This is a genomic window from Agromyces sp. NPDC004153, assembly GCF_053603635.1.
In genome coordinates, this window is sequence record NZ_JBSGFY010000002.1 from 346,977 (window position 1) to 363,394 (window position 16,418).

Annotated in this window: 18 protein-coding genes; 10 read left to right on the top strand and 8 right to left on the bottom strand. The window is 72.1% G+C overall.

The genetic code is table 11. From position 1 onward, the window contains the following. Positions 1-62: 62 nt before the first annotated feature. Positions 63-866 carry a TrmH family RNA methyltransferase gene (locus ACWEOH_RS15585; RefSeq protein WP_452032505.1) on the bottom strand — a complete coding sequence of 268 codons (804 nt, stop codon included), beginning with the start codon at positions 864-866 and terminating at the stop codon, positions 63-65. Positions 867-978: 112 nt separating this feature from the next. On the opposite strand from ACWEOH_RS15585, the gene ACWEOH_RS15590 reads away from it, so the two are divergent. Beyond that, positions 979-1,800 (top strand): NAD-dependent protein deacetylase, encoded by an 822-nt coding sequence (locus ACWEOH_RS15590; protein WP_452033896.1) that lies wholly within the window; start codon positions 979-981, stop codon positions 1,798-1,800. Between the two features lie 36 nt (positions 1,801-1,836). Here the strand turns inward: ACWEOH_RS15590 and ACWEOH_RS15595 are convergent, their stop codons facing one another. Together ACWEOH_RS15595 and ACWEOH_RS15600 are read right to left on the bottom strand one after the other, a co-directional pair. Further along, entirely contained in the window at positions 1,837-2,937 is a 1,101-nt protein-coding gene (locus ACWEOH_RS15595) for a glycosyltransferase family 4 protein (protein ID WP_452032507.1), read from the bottom strand. Further along, positions 2,934-3,827, bottom strand: a complete 894-nt coding sequence (locus tag ACWEOH_RS15600) for an alpha/beta fold hydrolase (protein WP_452032509.1) — start codon at positions 3,825-3,827, stop codon at positions 2,934-2,936. The genes ACWEOH_RS15595 and ACWEOH_RS15600 overlap by 4 nt, the downstream gene beginning before the upstream one ends. Positions 3,828-3,938: 111 nt before the next feature. Here ACWEOH_RS15600 and ACWEOH_RS15605 point away from each other — a divergent pair, with 111 nt between their 5' ends. Both ACWEOH_RS15605 and ACWEOH_RS15610 read left to right on the top strand, forming a co-directional pair. Further along, positions 3,939-4,742 carry an exonuclease domain-containing protein gene (locus tag ACWEOH_RS15605; protein ID WP_452032511.1) on the top strand — a complete coding sequence of 268 codons (804 nt, stop codon included), beginning with the start codon at positions 3,939-3,941 and terminating at the stop codon, positions 4,740-4,742. Positions 4,743-4,923: 181 nt separating this feature from the next. Further along, positions 4,924-5,394 carry a hypothetical protein gene (locus tag ACWEOH_RS15610; RefSeq protein WP_452032513.1) on the top strand — a complete coding sequence of 157 codons (471 nt, stop codon included), beginning with the start codon at positions 4,924-4,926 and terminating at the stop codon, positions 5,392-5,394. 105 nt (positions 5,395-5,499) lie between these two features. On the opposite strand, the gene ACWEOH_RS15615 is transcribed toward ACWEOH_RS15610, so the two are convergent. From ACWEOH_RS15615 to glgA, 3 genes are all read right to left on the bottom strand, one after another. Continuing rightward, entirely contained in the window at positions 5,500-5,748 is a 249-nt protein-coding gene (locus ACWEOH_RS15615; RefSeq protein ID WP_452032515.1) for a type B 50S ribosomal protein L31, read from the bottom strand. Between the two features lie 113 nt (positions 5,749-5,861). Further along, positions 5,862-6,647, bottom strand: coding sequence for an ABC transporter ATP-binding protein (locus tag ACWEOH_RS15620; protein WP_148734974.1), 786 nt, complete (start codon positions 6,645-6,647; stop codon positions 5,862-5,864). 74 nt (positions 6,648-6,721) lie between these two features. Next, a complete protein-coding gene (gene glgA / locus ACWEOH_RS15625) occupies positions 6,722-7,909 on the bottom strand; it encodes a glycogen synthase (RefSeq protein WP_452032517.1) in 1,188 nt (395 codons plus the stop codon). A gap of 88 nt (positions 7,910-7,997) precedes the next feature. Between glgA and glgC the strand changes: the two genes are divergently transcribed. The 3 genes from glgC (at position 7,998) to ACWEOH_RS15640 (ending at position 10,937) form a co-directional block, all read left to right on the top strand. Then, a complete protein-coding gene (gene glgC / locus ACWEOH_RS15630; protein WP_452032519.1) occupies positions 7,998-9,245 on the top strand; it encodes a glucose-1-phosphate adenylyltransferase in 1,248 nt (415 codons plus the stop codon). Next, the gene (serB, locus tag ACWEOH_RS15635; protein ID WP_452032521.1) at positions 9,242-9,904 is read left to right on the top strand and encodes a phosphoserine phosphatase SerB; all 663 of its coding nucleotides are present in this window, start codon (positions 9,242-9,244) and stop codon (positions 9,902-9,904) included. Before glgC ends, serB begins: the two co-directional genes overlap by 4 nt. 85 nt (positions 9,905-9,989) lie before the next feature. Further along, positions 9,990-10,937 carry an SMP-30/gluconolactonase/LRE family protein gene (locus ACWEOH_RS15640; RefSeq protein ID WP_452032523.1) on the top strand — a complete coding sequence of 316 codons (948 nt, stop codon included), beginning with the start codon at positions 9,990-9,992 and terminating at the stop codon, positions 10,935-10,937. A gap of 69 nt (positions 10,938-11,006) precedes the next feature. On the opposite strand, the gene fabG is transcribed toward ACWEOH_RS15640, so the two are convergent. After that, complete coding sequence (fabG, locus tag ACWEOH_RS15645; RefSeq protein WP_452032525.1) at positions 11,007-11,717, bottom strand: 3-oxoacyl-ACP reductase FabG; 711 nt, start codon at positions 11,715-11,717, stop codon at positions 11,007-11,009. Between the two features lie 167 nt (positions 11,718-11,884). On the opposite strand from fabG, the gene ACWEOH_RS15650 reads away from it, so the two are divergent. From ACWEOH_RS15650 to ACWEOH_RS15660, 3 genes are read left to right on the top strand one after another with little or no spacing between them, the layout of a single operon-like run. Beyond that, positions 11,885-12,319: a DUF3099 domain-containing protein gene (locus tag ACWEOH_RS15650; RefSeq protein ID WP_452032526.1), complete on the top strand. Its 435-nt coding sequence runs from the start codon at positions 11,885-11,887 to the stop codon at positions 12,317-12,319. After that, the gene (locus ACWEOH_RS15655; protein ID WP_452032528.1) at positions 12,316-12,561 is read left to right on the top strand and encodes a hypothetical protein; all 246 of its coding nucleotides are present in this window, start codon (positions 12,316-12,318) and stop codon (positions 12,559-12,561) included. Before ACWEOH_RS15650 ends, ACWEOH_RS15655 begins: the two co-directional genes overlap by 4 nt. Then, the gene (locus ACWEOH_RS15660; RefSeq protein WP_452032530.1) at positions 12,558-13,439 is read left to right on the top strand and encodes an SURF1 family cytochrome oxidase biogenesis protein; all 882 of its coding nucleotides are present in this window, start codon (positions 12,558-12,560) and stop codon (positions 13,437-13,439) included. The genes ACWEOH_RS15655 and ACWEOH_RS15660 overlap by 4 nt, the downstream gene beginning before the upstream one ends. 46 nt (positions 13,440-13,485) lie before the next feature. Here the strand turns inward: ACWEOH_RS15660 and ACWEOH_RS15665 are convergent, their stop codons facing one another. Continuing rightward, on the bottom strand, positions 13,486-15,084 hold the full coding sequence (locus ACWEOH_RS15665) for an ABC-F family ATP-binding cassette domain-containing protein (RefSeq protein WP_452032532.1): 1,599 nt from the start codon (positions 15,082-15,084) through the stop codon (positions 13,486-13,488). Positions 15,085-15,259: 175 nt separating this feature from the next. Here ACWEOH_RS15665 and ACWEOH_RS15670 point away from each other — a divergent pair, with 175 nt between their 5' ends. Beyond that, positions 15,260-16,357, top strand: coding sequence for a winged helix DNA-binding domain-containing protein (locus ACWEOH_RS15670; protein WP_452032535.1), 1,098 nt, complete (start codon positions 15,260-15,262; stop codon positions 16,355-16,357). The last annotated feature ends 61 nt before the right edge of the window (positions 16,358-16,418 follow it).

Below are 16,418 nucleotides of genomic sequence, written 5' to 3' on the forward strand. Positions count from 1 at the left end.
CGGCTGGTGATCCCCGGTACGGCGCGGGTCGCGCCGGCGTCGACTGCGGCGGCGCCGACGGCTCAGTCGACCGCGAGCGCGTAGAGCACCACGGCCGCGGCGGCCGCGACGTTGAGCGAGTCCACACCATGCGCCATCGGGATGGTCACGATGCGGTCGGCCGCGTCGAGCGCCCGGGCGCTGAGCCCGTCGCCCTCCGCGCCGAACACGAGCGCGAGCCGCTCGGGCGGATCGTCTGCGAGGTCGCGGAGCGACACGGCGTCGTCGGCGAGGGCGAGCGCCGCGATCGAGAACCCGTGGGCGTGCAGCATCCGTGCCGCCTCGGGCCACTCGGGCAGGCGTGTCCACGGCACCTGGAACACCGTGCCCATGCTGACCCGCACGCTCCGCCGGTAGAGGGGGTCGGCGCACCGGGGCGTCACGAGCACGGCGTCCGCGCCGAGGGCGGCGACCGAGCGGAAGATCGCGCCGACGTTCGTGTGGTCGACGATGTCCTCGAGCACGACGACCCGACGCGCGGTCGCGAGCAGCTCGCCCGGGTCGGGCAGTCGCGGGCGCTCGAATGCGGCGAGGGCGCCTCGGTGCACGCGGTACCCGGTGATCGCCTCGAGCTGCTCGGGGTCGGCCAGGTGCACGGGGATGTCGAACGGCTCGAGCACCGCCTCGAGCCCCTGCAGCCACTTCTCCTCCATGAGCACCGACCGCGGGCGGTGCCCGGCGCCGATTGCCCGGCGGATGACCTTCGCGGACTCCGCGATGTAGAGGCCGTTGGCTGGCTCGTGGGCGCTGCGCAGTGCCACGTCGGTGAGCCCCGCGTAATCGGCCACGTCGTCGGATGCCGCGTCGCGGACACGTTCGATGTGCATGGTCCTCCTCCCCTCCAGCCTGCCAGCGCCCGAAACAATCCCGAAAACCGACGCGTCTAGAATCGGACCACCGTCGAAGGGAGACACGCTGGTGCCTGGCCTCGAAGCCCCGATGCTGACCGACGAGCTGCTCGATGCGGCCGTCGGGTTGATGCGCGGCGCGCGGGTCGCGGTGCTCACGGGCGCGGGCGTGTCCACCGACTCCGGCATCCCCGACTACCGCGGCGAGGGCGCTCCCGTGCGCACGCCGATGACGTTCCAGGCGTTCCTCTCCTCCGAGGCGGCGCGCAAGCGCTACTGGGCCGGCAGCCACCTCGGCTGGCGCAACTTCGGCGCCGCGCGGCCGAACTCCGGGCACCTGGCCCTCGCCGAGCTGGAGGCGGGCGGCGTCGTGCCAGGCATCGTGACCCAGAACGTCGACGGCCTGCACCGCCGCGCCGGCAGCCGGCACGTCGTCGAGCTGCACGGCGGCATGGACCGCGTGCTCTGCCTCACCTGCGGGCAGCACTACGCCCGCCAGGCCATCGCCGACCGGCTCTCCGAGCTGAATCCCGCGACCGACCTCGACGTGGCGATCCGCATGGCGCCCGACGGCGACGTCGAGGTCGACGACGTCGATGCGATGGTCATCCCCGCGTGCACGGTCTGCGGCGGCATCCTGAAGCCCGACGTGGTGTTCTTCGGCGAGTTCGTGCCGGCCGACACCTACCAGGCGGCCGCGTCGCTCGTGCAGGGCGCCGACGCGCTGCTGGTGGCGGGATCGTCGCTCGTCGTGAACTCGGGCGTGCGGCTCCTCGAGCTCGCGCGTCGGCGCCGCATGCCGATCATCGTGGTGAACCGCGGCATCACGAAGGGCGACAGCCGCGCCGCCGTGAAGATCGACGCGGGCACGAGCGAGACCCTCGTCGCCATGGCCGACGCGCTGCTCGGCTGACGCTCGCCACGCACGACGAGGCCCGACGGCCCGGGATCAGCGCCGACGCCCGTCGCGACGCCGACGCGTCCCCGGCGCCACCGTGCGGCGCATGAGCTCGAGCAGCTGCTCGGCCGACCTCGCCCAGGTGAAGCGGGCGGCGACGTCGACGGATGCCGCGGAGCGCCGCTCCCACTCCCCCGGCCGCCCGAGCGACCACAGCGCGGCGACGAGCGCCTCGGGGTTGTCGGGATCGAAGTAGAGGGCGGCGTCGCCGCCGATCTCGCGGAAGATCGGGATGTCGCTCACGACCACCGGCGTGCCGAGGCGCATCGCCTCGACGAGCGGGATGCCGAAGCCCTCGGCCCGGGACGCATGCACGAGCGCCGTCGCGCCCGACAGGAGCTGCGCGTACTCGGCATCGGTGACGCCGTCGTGGAACACGAGGCGCGCCTGCGGTGCGAGCCGGGTCAGCCGCTCGCGCTCCGCGCGGCCGATGCGGCTGGCCAGGTGCAGCTCGTGGTCGGGCAGCGCGGCCACGGCGCGCACGAGCGTGTCGACGTTCTTGTAGGGCATGTACGAGCCCATGTAGACGAGCCGGTTGCCCTCGGGCCGCGAGCGAGGCAGCGACGGCGTTCCGAGGTCGTCGGCGGCGTTCGACACCACCGTGACGGGGCGATCGGTGAGGTGGTGCTCGCGGATGAGGCCGGCAGTGGTCTGCGAGACGGTGACGACCGCGTCCGCGCGGTTCAGCAGCATCCGCTGGGGCCACCAGGCGAGGTGGTACAGCCGCCACAGGATGCGCACGAACCAGGGCAGGTCGCGCGGCGGCGTGCGGTTCTCGTAGTAGATGAGGTCGTGCAGCGTCAGCAGGAGCTTGTAGTTCCGGCCCCACGAGCCCATGGTCTGCATGGGCGTGAAGACGATGTCGGGCCGCAGCTGCTTGACCTGCTGCGCCACGAACGGCTCGCGCGGGCTCGTCGGGGAGCTCACGAGCTGCCACGGCAGGGACGGCAGCATGTCGAGCTGGCGATGGTCGCTGATGAGCATGGTGAGCGGATGCCGCTTCGCGAGCTCCGTCACGATGCCCGCCGTGAAGCGGCTGATGCCGTCGTGGTGCCCGATGCGCACGTAGCGGCAGTCGACGACGATCCTCACGCGTGTGCTCCCGAGCGGAGGAACCGCAGGATGCGCGCCGCGGCATCGCCCGGCGTCTCGTAGTGGATGAGGTGCCCGACCTCGGGGATGACCTCGAGCGTCGCGTCGGGGAACAGGGTCGCGAGCCGGTGCTGCGCCTCGATCGGCGTGACGTCGTCGCGCTCGGCCGCGACGAGCAGCGTCGGCACGTCGATGTCGTGCGCGTACTCGCTCACGTCGTGGCTGACCGACGCGCGGAACGCCTCGAGCACGGCGTCGCGGTCGCCGAACGCGGAGAAGTAGCGGTCGTGCTGGTCGTGGATCCAGCGTCGGAGCGACTTGGAGCGCGTCTTCGCCATGGTGACGCTCATGACTCGCACGATCGCGCCGTTGCGCAGCAGCGCGAAGCCGGCCTTCTCGGGCAGCGCGGCCGCGGTGCGGTAGTAGCCCACGGCGAGGCGGGTCATGATCGCGCGCGGGCCCTCGAGCGCGGGCGCGCCGATCGGGTTGACGAGCACCAGCCGCTCGGGCCGCAGTCCGCGCGCGACCGCCGCAGACGAGATGATCGATCCGAACGAGTGGCCGAGGAGGGCGTACGGGCCCGTGATGCCCACGGCGTCGATGAACGCCGCGAGCCAGTCCGCGTAGGCGTCGATGTCGTGCGGCCGGTCGGCGAACGTCGCCGAGGCGCCGAATCCGGGCAGGTCGGGCGAGATGAACCGGAACCCCGGCAACTGGGCGACCACCGGCTCGAGGCCGTGGTGGTCGCCGCGGAAGCCGTGCACGAGCACGAGCACCGGGGCATCCGCGGGGCCGTACTCCCACCACGCGGTCTCGGTGCCGTCGACGTCGACGCGATGCTCGCTGACGGGGATGCGAGCGAGCTGCTCGTCGTACGGGGAGGCGATCATTCCGCACATTCTACGGCGCGGGGGCTGGGCGATCGCCCGGGCCCCACAGCGCTCGCGACACACGCGGCGCGCTCCCCCGGGTCTGTGGGTGGGCGCCCATAGCCTTCCACCATGGATGCCTCGAGCAGCGCCCGCTGGGCCGACACCCTCGCCGTCTTCGACCTCGAGACCACCGGCATCGACGTCGACACGTGCCGCATCGTGACGGCCCACGTCGGCGTCATCGGCGCCGACGGCGCGGTGCTCGAGCAGCAGGAGTGGCTCGTCGATCCGGGCGTCGAGATCCCCACCGCCGCATCGCTCATCCACGGCGTCACGACCGAGCGCGCCCGTCTCGAGGGCCAGTCGGCGGTCAGCGCCATCGCCGAGATCATCGCCGCATTGACGGATGCCGCGAGCCGCGGCCTCCCGATCGTCGCGTACAACGCCGCCTACGACCTCACCGTGCTCGAGCGCGAGGCCGAGCGCTACGGGCACGCCCCGCTCCCCGGACCGGGTCCCGTCGTCGACCCGCTCGTCATCGACAAGGCCGTCGACCGCTACCGCCGTGGCAAGCGCACGCTCACGGCCGCCGCCGCGCACTACGGGGTGCCGTTGCTCGACGCCCACGATGCCGGCGCCGACGCCGTCGCCGCGGGCCGAGTGGCGCAGGCCATCGCGCGCGCGTTCCCCGACCTGGCGGCGCTCGCGGTGGGCGACCTGCACGATCGCCAGGTCGACTGGTGCCGCGAGCAGGCCGAGAGCTACCAGGCGTACCGCCGGGCCAACGGCGAGCCCGCGTTCACGACGTCGGGCGCGTGGCCCGTCCGACGCGCGACCGCGGTGCTCGTGGTCGCCGCGCCTGCTCCCGTCCTGGCGCCACCGGCACCCGTCGAGGCGCCCCTGCCGCCCGGCTCCGACGACATGCTCTTCTGAGGCTCGCCCTCGCGGTCTCCGACCATCGCCAACGTCGCATGCAGGAAGAACTGGTCGAGGTGCGGTGTGTCGCCGACGCGATCGCGGCGTGTCGGCCTGTCTTCCTGCATCTCTCGCAGCACACGGGGTGGTGCGTCCGCAAGGCGGTTGCCGCCGGGCCGTGAGGTCGTAGGCTCCGGGCATGACCGATTCCGAGCCGATCCTGCGCCACGTCTGGCTCCTCGACGGTCGCTCGCTGTGCGACCGGAGCAGTCGCCCCGCCGAGCTCCGCCCGCCGACGCCCGAGGAGTTCGACGCGGAGACCGCCCAGACCGAGGCCGCGCCGGCGTGCACCGCCTGCCTGTTCCTGGCTGCGAACCTGCGACAGGATGCGGCGGCCATCCTTCGCGATGCGCGAAGCGTCTGGCCACCCACCGCGGCGGCGGCGTGGGAGTCGCTCACCGACACTCGTTGGACGCAGCGCCTCGACGTCGAGGCGATCGCCCGATCGGAGCCGATCGACGCGCCGCCCGACTTCGACGGTCTCGTGCTCGCCCTCGACGCCGCCGAGCTCGATCGGATCCGCGCCGAGTGGGCCGCCGATCGGCAGCGTCGGCGCAACGCCCTGATCGGCTACTGGACCCCGTCGCAGGACTCCGAGGACGGCACCTGATCCCGTCGAGCCGTGCCGCGAGACCGTCGAGCCGTGCCGCGAGATCGTCGCCGGGCACGCCGAAGGGCGGACGACCGGAGTCGCCCGCCCTTCGGATCGGCAGGACTACTTGCCGAAGTTCTTGAAGCGCTGGTTGAACTTCTCGACGCGGCCGGCCGAGTCCATGATGCGCTGCTTGCCCGTGTAGAACGGGTGCGACTCCGACGAGATCTCGACGTCGATGACGGGGTAGGTGACGCCGTCGAGCTCGATGGTCTTCTCGCTCGTCGCGGTCGAGCGGGTGAGGAACGTGGCGCCCGAGGCGAGGTCGCGGAAGACGACGGCGTTGTACTCGGGGTGGATGTCGGTCTTCATGGAGACTTCCTTGCTGATCGGATGTGACGGGGAATCCCGCGCGCTGGGCGCAGGGAAAGCATGATGGCCCTCGGGCCAGCTATCGAGTCTAGCAGAGTCGACGCGACCGCACGTCAGGCGGCGCGCGCGGCGAACCGGCCGTCGGCTTCGGAGAGGTCGATCGACAGCCCGAACGTGTCGCTGAGGCTCTCGGACGTGAGCGCCTCGGTCAGCGGGCCGGCGGTCACGACCTTGCCGCCCGAGAGCAGCAGCGCGTGCGTGAAGCCCTGCGGGATCTCCTCGACGTGGTGGGTGACCATGACGATCGCGGGCGACGACGGCGACGAGGCGTAGCCGCCGAGCAGGCCGACGAGCTCCTCGCGGGCACCCAGGTCGAGGCTCGCGGCCGGCTCGTCGAGCAGCAGCAGCTCGGGGTCGGTCATGACCGAGCGGGCGATCTGCACGCGCTTCTGCTCACCGTCGGAGAGGCTGCCGAAGCGGCGCTCCGCGAAGCCCTCGAGCCCCCACTCGGTGAGGACGCGCTGCGCACGGCGGAGGTCGATCTCCTCGTACTCCTCGTTCCAGCGGCCGGTGACCGAGTAGGCCGCGGTCAGCACCACGTCGAGCACGGTCTCGTTCTTGGGGATCTTGCGGGCCATCGCGGTGGACGCGAAGCCGATCATGGGGCGCAGCTCGAAGACGTCGACCTTGCCGAGCGCCTCCTGGAGCACGTCGGCCGTGCCCTTGCTCGGGTGCATCGCCGCGGCCGCGATCTGCAGCAGGGTGGTCTTGCCCGCGCCGTTCGGACCGAGGATGACCCAGCGCTGGTCGGAGTCGACGCTCCACGTCACCGAGTCGAGGATCGGATTCCCGTCTCGGATGACCGACACGTCGTGGAACTGCAGCACCGTACTCGCCATGCCCACCATGCTATCGGGACCGGAAGGGCCCTCCGGTCCGCGCGCAGTCCTCGACGACGCCCCGTGGCGGTGGCTCAACTCCCGAGGACCCGTGCGTAGAGCTCGCGCGTGCGGGCGGCGATCGCGTCCCACGCGAAGTGCTCCTCAGCGCGACGGCGACCGGCCTGGCCCATCGCCTTCGCCCCAGCCGGATCGCTCACCACGCGGGTCAGCGCCGCGGCCAGGTCGGCGACGAACGCGTCGGGGTGGAGCGGGGTTCCAGTGCCGTCGTCGACCTGCTCGATCGGCACGAGCACGCCCGTGACGCCGTCGTCGACGACCTCGGGGATGCCGCCGGTCGCCGTGCCCACGACGGGCGCGCCGCACGCCATCGCCTCGAGGTTCACGATGCCGAGCGGCTCGTACACCGAGGGGCACACGAACGTGGTCGCCGCGGTCAGGAGCGCCGTGAGCTCGGGCCGCGGGAGGTGCCGGTCGATCCACACGACGCCGCCGCGCTCGGCGCTGAGCTCCTCGACGAGGCCCGTGACCTCGGCCATGATCTCCTCGGTGTCGGGCGCGCCCGCGCACAGCACGAGCTGCACGTCGGCGGGCAGCAGCCGCGCGGCGCGCAGCAGGTACGGCAGGCCCTTCTGCCGGGTGATGCGGCCCACAAAGATGACCGACGGGCGGTCGGGGTCGAGCCCCAGCGACCGTGCGAGGTCGGCGTCGTGGTTCGGCTTCCAGTCGGTGAGGTCGATGCCGTTGTAGACCACCTCGACGCGCTCGGGGTCGATGGCGGGGTACGCGCGCAGGATGTCGCGGCGCATGCCTTCGCTCACGGCGATCACGGCGTCGGCGTCCTCGAACGCGGTGCGCTCCACCCATGAGGAGAGGCGGTAGCCGCCGCCGAGCTGCTCGGCCTTCCACGGACGGAGCGGTTCGAGGCTGTGCGCGGTGACGACGTGCGGGATGTCGTGCAGGCGCTTGGCCGTGAAGCCGGCGAAGTTGGCGTACCAGGTGTGCGAGTGCACGAGGTCGGCGCCCGCGGCATCCCCGGCCATCAGCAGGTCGACGCCCATCGTGCCGAGCGCGGGGTTGCGGCCGTCGAACTCGGCGGGCGTTCCGTAGCCGATCGTGCCCGCTTCGTCGCGTGATGCGCCGAAGCAGCGGACGATGACGTCGAGGTCGCGGCGGAGCGCCCTGACGAGCTCTGCGACATGCACCCCCGCTCCTCCGTAGACCTCGGGCGGGTACTCGCGGGTGAGCAGGTCGACACGCATGCTGCAACGGTAGCGCAGCGGATGCGGCATCCGACATGGGCCGACATCGACCCCCGAAATCGCACGGCGTCTGACTACGCTGGGGTCCATGGCCACGCGCAAGGTATTCGGCATCGTGCTCGCCGGCGGCGAGGGCAAGCGGCTCATGCCCCTCACGGAGGACCGGGCCAAGCCCGCGGTTCCGTTCGGGGGACAGTACCGGCTCATCGACTTCGCCCTGTCGAACCTGCTCAACTCCGGCCTGAGGCAGATCGTGGTGCTGACGCAGTACAAGTCGCACAGCCTCGACCGCCACATCTCGCAGACGTGGCGCATGAACGGGCTGCTGAACTCCTACGTGGCCTCGGTGCCCGCGCAGCAGCGCCTCGGCAAGCGCTGGTTCTCGGGGTCGGCCGACGCGATCCTGCAGAGCCTCAACCTCATCTACGACGAGCAGCCCGACATCATCGTCGTCGTCGGCGCGGACCACGTGTACCGCATGGACTTCAGCCAGATGATCGACGCGCACATCCAGTCGGGCCAGGCGGCGACGGTCGCGGCGATCCGCCAGCCCATCTCGCTCGCCGACCAGTTCGGGGTGATCGAGGTCGACAAGGAGCACCCCGACCGCATCCACCGCTTCCTCGAGAAGCCGAAGGAGCCCGTCGGCCTGCCCGACGCCCCCAACGAGGTGCTCGCCTCGATGGGCAACTACGTCTTCGACGCCGACGCGCTGATCGATGCGGTGCTCCGCGACGGGGAGCGCACCGACTCGAGCCACGACATGGGCGGCGACATCATCCCCGCCTTCGTCTCGCAGGGTGCGGCGGGCGTGTACGACCTCAAGCGCAATGACGTGCCCGGGTCCACCGACCGCGACCGCTACTACTGGCGCGACGTGGGGACCATCGACTCGTTCTTCGAGGCGCACCAGGACCTCATCTCGGTGCTGCCCGTCTTCAACCTCTACAACCGCGAGTGGCCGATCTTCAGCCAGCAGCTCAACTCGCCGCCGGCGAAGTTCACGCGCGACGCTCGCGGCTCGCTCGGCACGGTCATCGACTCGATCGTCTCGCTCGGATCCGTCATCTCGGGCGCGCACGTCGAACGCAGCGTGCTCGGTCCGTGGGCGATCGTGGGCTCTGGCGCGCACGTCGCGGACTCGATCCTGTTCGACCGCGCCCGCATCGAGGCGGGCGCGACCGTGCAGCGGGCCATCCTCGACAAGGAGGTCGTCGTCGAGGCCGGTGCGCACATCGGCGTCGACCGCGCCGAAGACCTCGCGCGCGGCTTCATCGTGACCGACAGCGGCATCACGGTCGTCGGCAAGGGCTCCCGGGTCCGGGTCACGGCGTGACGGGCACGGCGGCCGGCCGCGCGAGCGGCCCCCTCGTCGTGCTCGACGCCGACTCCACGCTCATCCGCGAGGAGGCGATCGAGCTGCTGGCGGATGCCGCGGGCAGCCTCGAGCTCGTCACCGAGGTCACCGAGCGCGCGATGCGCGGCGAGCTCGACTTCGCCGAGAGCCTGCGCGAGCGCGTCGCGACGCTCACCGGACTCGACGTCGCCGAGTTCGAGCGCGCCCGCGCCCGGATGACGCCGACTGCCGGCGTCGAGGAGCTCATCGAGCGGGTGCACGCGATCGACGGCCGTGTCGGCGTGGTCTCGGGCGGGTTCCACGAGCTGCTCGATCCGCTCGCCGAACGCTTGGGCCTCGACTTCTGCCGCGCGAACCGCCTGGAGGTGGTCGACGGCCGCCTCTCCGGACGGGTCGACGGCGCCATCGTCGACGCGGCCGGCAAGGCGGCAGCGCTCGAGGAGTGGGCGGCGGCGAGCGGCATCCCGCTCGAGCGCACGGTCGCCGTGGGCGACGGCGCCAACGACCTGCAGATGCTCGGCCGGGCTCGCCTGGGGGTCGCGTTCTGCGCGAAGCCGGTGGTGCGCCGGCAGGCGCATGTCGCGATCGACGCACCCGATCTCAGCGCGGTGCTGCCCCTCCTCGGCTTGCGCGGCTGACCCGGTCGCGAGAGCGGATCGGCGGCGGGCTGGGAGCTTCCTCCGAACCCCGACGGCGGCGCCGGATCGGACGTAGCCTGTGCCCATGTCCGGTCGCATCGTCGCACGTACGTTCGCCGCCGCCGCGCTGACCGGACTCCTCGCCGTCGGCGCGGTCGGCACCGCACAGGCAGCCGCACCGCCGGGCGGCGGAGCGGTCGAGGACCTCATCGCCCTCCCCGACGGGTTCCAGCCCGAGGGCATCGCGATCGGCAACGGTCCCACCGCCTACGTCGGCTCGCTCGCCGACGGCGACGTCTACGTGTTCGACCTCCGCACGGGCGAGGAGATCACGACCCTCCAGGGCCCCGGCACGCCCTCGGTCGGCCTCAAGGTCGACCAGCGCGGGCGGCTCTTCATCGCCGGCGGACCCACGGGCACGGCGCGCGTCGTCGACGCGTCCACGGGTGACGTGCTGGAGACCTACCAGCTGACGACCGGACCTGCCTTCATCAACGACGTCGTGCTGACCCGCGACGGCGCGTGGTTCACGAACAGCTTCGCCGGCGAGCTCTACTTCGTGCCGCTGGGTGCGGCGGGCGCGCTCCCCGACGCGTCCGACGTCGTGACGCTGCCGCTCACGGGCGACTGGGTGCAGCAGGGCGGATTCAATGCGAACGGCATCACCGAGACGCCCGACCACCAGGCGCTGCTCGTCATCCAGTCGGCGACCGCGACGCTCTTCCGCGTCGATCCGGCCACGGGTGAGGCGACGGCGGTCGACCTCGGCGGGGAGTCGCTGGCGGCCGGCGACGGACTGCTCGTCGTCGGGAACACGCTCTACGTGGTGCAGAACCAGCTGAACACCGTCGCGGTCGTGCAGCTCAGCCCCGACGGCACGAGCGGCACGGTCGTCGACCGGATCACCGATCCCGACTTCCAGGTGCCGACGACGGTCGCTCGGTTCGGCATGAGCCTGTTCCTCCCGAACGCGCGCTTCGGCACTCCGCCGACGCCCGACACCGAGTACTCGGTGGTGCGCATCGACCGCTGAGCGGCCGATCGTCGAACCATCGCATCGCCGCGCCGGCGACGCGCGCGGCGAGGGGTACGTCGCCGGACGCTAGTGCCCCATCCCGAGGCCGCCGTCGACGGGGATGACGGCACCCGAGATGTAGCCCGCATCGTCGCCGGCGAGCCAGGTGACGACCTTGGCGACCTCGACGGGCGTCGCGAACCGACCCATCGGGATGGTCTTCTGGTACTCGGCCTGCTGCGCCTCGGACAGCTCGTCGGTCATGTCGGTCTGGATGAAGCCGGGCGCCACGACGTTCGTCGTGATGTTCCGGGCGCCGAGCTCGCGCGTGAGCGAACGCGCCATGCCCACGAGGGCGGCCTTCGACGCCGCGTAGTTGACCTGGCCGGGCGACCCGTAGAGCCCGACGACGCTCGAGATGAGCACGATGCGACCGAACCGCGCCTTGAGCATGCCCTTCGACGCGCGCTTGATCACGCGGAACGCGCCCGTGAGGTTCGTGTCGATGACGCTCGTGAACTCGTCCTCGGTCATGCGCAGCAGGAGCGTGTCGCGGGTGATGCCGGCGTTCGCCACGACCACCTCGACGGGACCGAGAGCCGCCTCGACCTCACTGAACGCCTGGTCGACCGACGCGGCATCCGTGACGTCGGCCCGCACCGTGAGCGCGCCCTCGGGGCCCTCGCCCGAGCGGGCCGTGACCGCGACCCGGTGGCCCTCGGCGAGGAACTCCTGGGCGATCGCGTAGCCGATCCCCCGGTTGCCACCGGTCACGAGGACGGTACGGCTCGTCGTCATGCTGGACTCCGTTCTGTGCGGTCGGGCGATGCCCTGCTGCGAAGGGGCGATGCCCCGGCCGATCGGCCCGTCCCAGCATAGAGGCTCCCGATCGGGGCATCCGTGGCGGCCGGACGGACGTAGGCTTGGGGTATGAGGAGGGCGCCACGAGACCCACGGCGACCAGCATGAAGCAGCAGTCGATCACCACGCTGCCGCCCTCGCCCGAAGCGGAGCGGCGTTCGCGCATGATCAAGTACACGATCGCGATGTCCATCCGCGTCGCGTGCATCTTCTGCATGCTCTTCGCGCAGGGCTGGTGGCTCGTCGTGTTCGCCGCCGGTGCGGTGTTCCTCCCCTACGTCGCGGTCGTGCTCGCCAACGTGAGCGGTCCGACGCGCAACGACGAGGTGCTGCGGCCCGGCAGCATCGTCCCGGTCGGGACGCCGCCCGATGGCGACGCCCGGCCGGAGGACGGGGCGCCCGAGGCGGGCACGTGGGGTGAGCCGGCGCCCGACGCCCCTGCGCCCGAGGCGACGGAGCCCGAGGGCGACCCGACATCGGCGCACGACGCGGGCCCCGCGGCATCCGATCGCGACGGCGATGAGCGCGGTGCCGCGTGATCGGCGGCCTCGGGGCGGAACCCGCCCAGGACGTCTGCTCGCGCGCCGCGTGCCGTGAGCCCGCGATCTGGCGCATCGACTGGCAGAACCCGCGCATCCACACCGGCGACCGGTGGAAGACCTGGCTCGCGTGCGACGAGCACGTGGAGTACCTCCGCGGGTTCCTCGAGGCGCGGTCCTTCCCGGTGCGGGTCGCGGCCTTCGACCCGGTGACGGATGCCACGGCGGGGGCTGAGCCGTGAGCGAATGGTCGTTCCTCAGGTCGTCGCGGTGGGCGGGCTACCTGGCGCTCGTGATCGTGTTCGCGATCGCGTGCAGCGCGCTCGGCACGTGGCAGCTCAACCGTCGGGCCGAGGCGCTCGCCGAGGTCGCCCGGATCGACGCCAACTACGACGCCGAGGCGGTACCGGTGGCCGAGGCCCTGCCCGATCCGGCCGGATTCGACGCCGACCAGCGCTGGCAGGTCGTCGCCCTCTCGGGCGAGTTCCTCGCCGACGAGGAGGTCGTCGTGCGCAACCGCCCATTCGAGGGCAGCTCGGGCTTCGAGGTGATCACGCCGTTCCGCCTCGACGACGGCACCGTGTTCATGGTGAACCGCGGTTGGATCGCCCAGGACTCCGACGGTCGGCCGAGCGAGTACGCGGCGCCGCCGACCGGGCGCGTCGACGTCGAGGCGCGCCTGAAGGCCGGCGAGGGCCGGATCGCCGGGCGCACGTCGACGGGGAACGAGCTCGCCACGATCGACCTCGACGAGCTCGCGGAGCGCATCGGTGGGCCGACCTATACGGGCGCGTACGGCCTGCTCGTGCAGCGCGGCGAGGACGCCGACGAGCCACCCCTCGCGGCCGCGCGTCCGGTGCGCGACGAGGGTCCGCACCTCTCCTATGCGCTGCAGTGGTTCGTGTTCGCGCTGCTCGGGTTCGCCGGGCTCGCGTGGGCGGCGAACCAGGAGCGCAAGGGGCTCGCCGAGGCATCCGCCGCCTCGGGTGCGACGACGGATGCCGCGACCGCGTCCGGCGAGCCGGCATCGGGCACTCCGGTGCGGGCGACGCGACGCCCGAAGCGGGAGCGGAAGGACGCCGACGCCGACCTCGAGGACGAGGTGCTCGACCGGCGGTGATGGAGCGTGCGGAAGCGCGTCGCTTCGCGCCGCGCTGACCTGATGCTCACGCCAGCTCGATGAGCTCCTGGTACTCCCGCGACCAGTGGTCCTCGGTGCCGTCGGGCATGATGAGCACGCGCTCGGGGTTGAGCGCCTCCACCGCGCCGGGGTCGTGGCTGACGAGCACGACCGAGCCCTCGTAGTGCGCGAGCGCGTCGAGGATCTCCTCGCGGCTCGCGGGGTCGAGGTTGTTCGTCGGCTCGTCCAGCAGCAGCACGTTCGCACCCGACACGACGATCATCGCGAGCGCCAGGCGGGTCTTCTCGCCGCCCGAGAGCACGCCGGCGGGCTTGTGCACGTCGTCGCCCGTGAAGAGGAACGAGCCGAGCACCTTGCGCGCCTCGGTCTCGGTGAGGTTCGGCGACGCGCTCACCATGTTCTGCAGCACGGTGCGCTTCACCTCGAGCGTCTCGTGCTCCTGCGCGTAGTAGCCGACACGCAGGCCGTGTCCGGGCTCGATGACGCCCGTGTCGGGCTCGTCGACGCCGGCGAGGATGCGGAGCAGCGTCGTCTTGCCCGCGCCGTTGAGCCCGATGATGACGACCTTCGAGCCGCGGTCGATCGCGAGGTCGACCGCGGTGAAGATCTCCAGCGAGCCGTAGCTCTTCGAGAGGTCGCTCGCGGTGAGCGGCGTGCGACCGCAGGGCGCCGGCGTCGGGAAGCGGAGCTTGGCCACCCGGTCGACCGAGCGCACCTCCTCGAGCCCGGCGAGGAGCTTCTCGGCGCGCGCCACCATCTGGTGCGCGGCGGCCGCCTTGGAGGCCTTCGCGCCGAACTTCGCCGCCTGCAGCTGCAGCACGCCGGCCTTCTTCTCGGCGTTGGCGCGCTCCTTCTTGCGGCGCTCCTCGTCGGCCGCGCGCTGGCGCAGGTAGTGCTTCCAGCCCATGTTGTAGATGTCGATGATCGAGCGGTTCGCGTCGAGGTAGAACACCCGGTTCACGACCTCGCCGACGAGCTCGACGTCATGGCTGATCACGATGACGCCGCCCTTGTAGCCCTTGAGGAACTCGCGGAGCCAGACGACCGAGTCGGCGTCGAGGTGGTTCGTGGGCTCGTCGAGGATCATCGTCTCGGCGTCGGAGAAGAGGATGCGGGCGAGCTCGATGCGGCGGCGCTGGCCGCCCGACAGGGTCTTCAGCGGCTGGTCGAGGATGCGGTCGGGCAGGTTGAGGTTCGACGCGATCGACGCGGCCTCGGCCTCGGCGGCGTAGCCCCCGAGCGCAGTGAAGCGGTCGGTGAGGTTGCCGTACTTCTTCATCGCGCGCTCGGCGACCGCCGGGTCGTCGCTGCCCATCTGCACGGATGCCTCGTGCATGCCGAGCACGAGGGAGCCGAGTCCGCGCGCGTCGAGGATGCGCGTGCGCGCGAGCATGTCGGGATCGCCCGAGCGCGGGTCCTGGGGCAGGTAGCCGATCTCGCCCGAGCGGTCGATGCGCCCGCCCGTCGGCAGGGTCTCGCCCGCGAGCGTCTTCGTGAGCGTGGTCTTGCCTGCGCCGTTGCGGCCGACGAGTCCCACCTTGTCACCCGAGGACACGCGGAAGTCCACGTGCTCCATGAGCACGCGCGCGCCGATGCGGATCTCGAGATCATGGACGGCGAGCAAAGGGATCCTCCGGGCGGAACGGGTGGTGGGCGACGTGCCGAGCGGCACAGCCGCCCAGTCTATCGCCGATGGCATGGGTGGCCGCCCCGAGCTGATCGGCAGCACGCCCGGACGACCGGCGGCGGGCGAGACGATCAGCCGAGCGGATGTCGCCGGCATCCGCCAGACTCGAGACATGCCGAAGCCCGCCAGCACGGCCCGCCTGCGGGCGGCCCGCCTCGCCGCGCACGGACTCCGCGACGGGCTGCCGTCGATCACCGACGCCGTGCGGCGCCTGGGTGCCGTGCAGGCGCAGGACTTCGTCGCGGCGAAGTGGGTGCTCGGCGCACGGGTCCCGGGCTCCGTCGCCGCCGACGTCGACGCGGCGCTCGAGTCGCGCGAGGTCGTGCGTTCCTGGCCGATGCGGGGCACGCTGCACATCCTCCCCACCGAGCAGCTCCGACCGATCCTGTCGATCACCGGCCCCCGCGAGCTGCGACGGGCGGCGCTGACGCACCGCACGCTCGGGCTCGACGACCAGACCTACCTGCGGGCTCGCGCGGTGGCCGAGCGGGTCCTCGCCGACGGTGCGATGTCCCGCGAGGAGTTGACGGGCGCATGGGAGGAGGCCGGCATCTCGACGGCGGGCCAACGCGGGTACCACCTCATCTGGTGGATCGCGCTCGAGGCCGTGATCTGCTGCGGACCGGTCGAGGGCCGCACCCAGCGCTTCGTCCTGCTCGACGACTGGGCGCCGCAGCAGGTCGCCCTGCCCGAGCGCGACGAGATCCTCGCCGGCCTGTTCACGGCCTACGTCGCCGGACACGGGCCCGTGACGGTGCAGGACTTCGCCTGGTGGGCCGGGCTCACGCTCGGCGACGCGCGCACGGCGCTCGCAGCCGCGGGCGACGCGGTCGTGCCGTTCGACGCCGAGCGGGTCGTCGTCGCCGACGCCGGCTGGGCGGGCGATCCCGACGCCGCGGCGCCGCGCCCGGCCGGCCGATTCGCGCTCGCCGCGTTCGACGAGTACTTCCTCGGTTACCGCGACCGCGCGCCGGTCTGCGAGCCGCTCCACGCCGGCCGCGTGGTACCGGGCGGCAACGGCGTGTTCCAGCCGATCCTCGTCGCCGGCGGTGTGGTCGAGGGGCTGTGGAAGGTCGCGCGGGCGCGAGGCGGGGCATCCGTCGCCCTGCACGGCTTCGACGGCGAACTGCAGCCCGCGCGCTACCGCCCGGCGGTCGCGAGGTGGGCGCGCTTCACGGGCGAGCGCCTCGACGCCGTCACGACCGCCTGAGCCGTCGACCGGCACTCCCCCTCCCCCGAACGCCGAACGGGCGGCGCCGAGTGCCGGCACC

Coding starts and splice junctions, on each gene's coding strand:
- ACWEOH_RS15585 (WP_452032505.1), bottom strand. CDS start 866: ATGCACATCGAACGTGTCCGCGACGCGGCATCCGACGACGTGGCCGAT.
- ACWEOH_RS15590 (WP_452033896.1), top strand. CDS start 979: ATGCTGACCGACGAGCTGCTCGATGCGGCCGTCGGGTTGATGCGCGGC.
- ACWEOH_RS15600 (WP_452032509.1), bottom strand. CDS start 3,827: ATGATCGCCTCCCCGTACGACGAGCAGCTCGCTCGCATCCCCGTCAGC.
- ACWEOH_RS15605 (WP_452032511.1), top strand. CDS start 3,939: ATGGATGCCTCGAGCAGCGCCCGCTGGGCCGACACCCTCGCCGTCTTC.
- ACWEOH_RS15610 (WP_452032513.1), top strand. CDS start 4,924: ATGACCGATTCCGAGCCGATCCTGCGCCACGTCTGGCTCCTCGACGGT.
- ACWEOH_RS15615 (WP_452032515.1), bottom strand. CDS start 5,748: ATGAAGACCGACATCCACCCCGAGTACAACGCCGTCGTCTTCCGCGAC.
- ACWEOH_RS15620 (WP_148734974.1), bottom strand. CDS start 6,647: ATGGCGAGTACGGTGCTGCAGTTCCACGACGTGTCGGTCATCCGAGAC.
- glgA (WP_452032517.1), bottom strand. CDS start 7,909: ATGCGTGTCGACCTGCTCACCCGCGAGTACCCGCCCGAGGTCTACGGA.
- glgC (WP_452032519.1), top strand. CDS start 7,998: ATGGCCACGCGCAAGGTATTCGGCATCGTGCTCGCCGGCGGCGAGGGC.
- ACWEOH_RS15640 (WP_452032523.1), top strand. CDS start 9,990: ATGTCCGGTCGCATCGTCGCACGTACGTTCGCCGCCGCCGCGCTGACC.
- fabG (WP_452032525.1), bottom strand. CDS start 11,717: ATGACGACGAGCCGTACCGTCCTCGTGACCGGTGGCAACCGGGGGATC.
- ACWEOH_RS15650 (WP_452032526.1), top strand. CDS start 11,885: ATGAAGCAGCAGTCGATCACCACGCTGCCGCCCTCGCCCGAAGCGGAG.
- ACWEOH_RS15670 (WP_452032535.1), top strand. CDS start 15,260: ATGCCGAAGCCCGCCAGCACGGCCCGCCTGCGGGCGGCCCGCCTCGCC.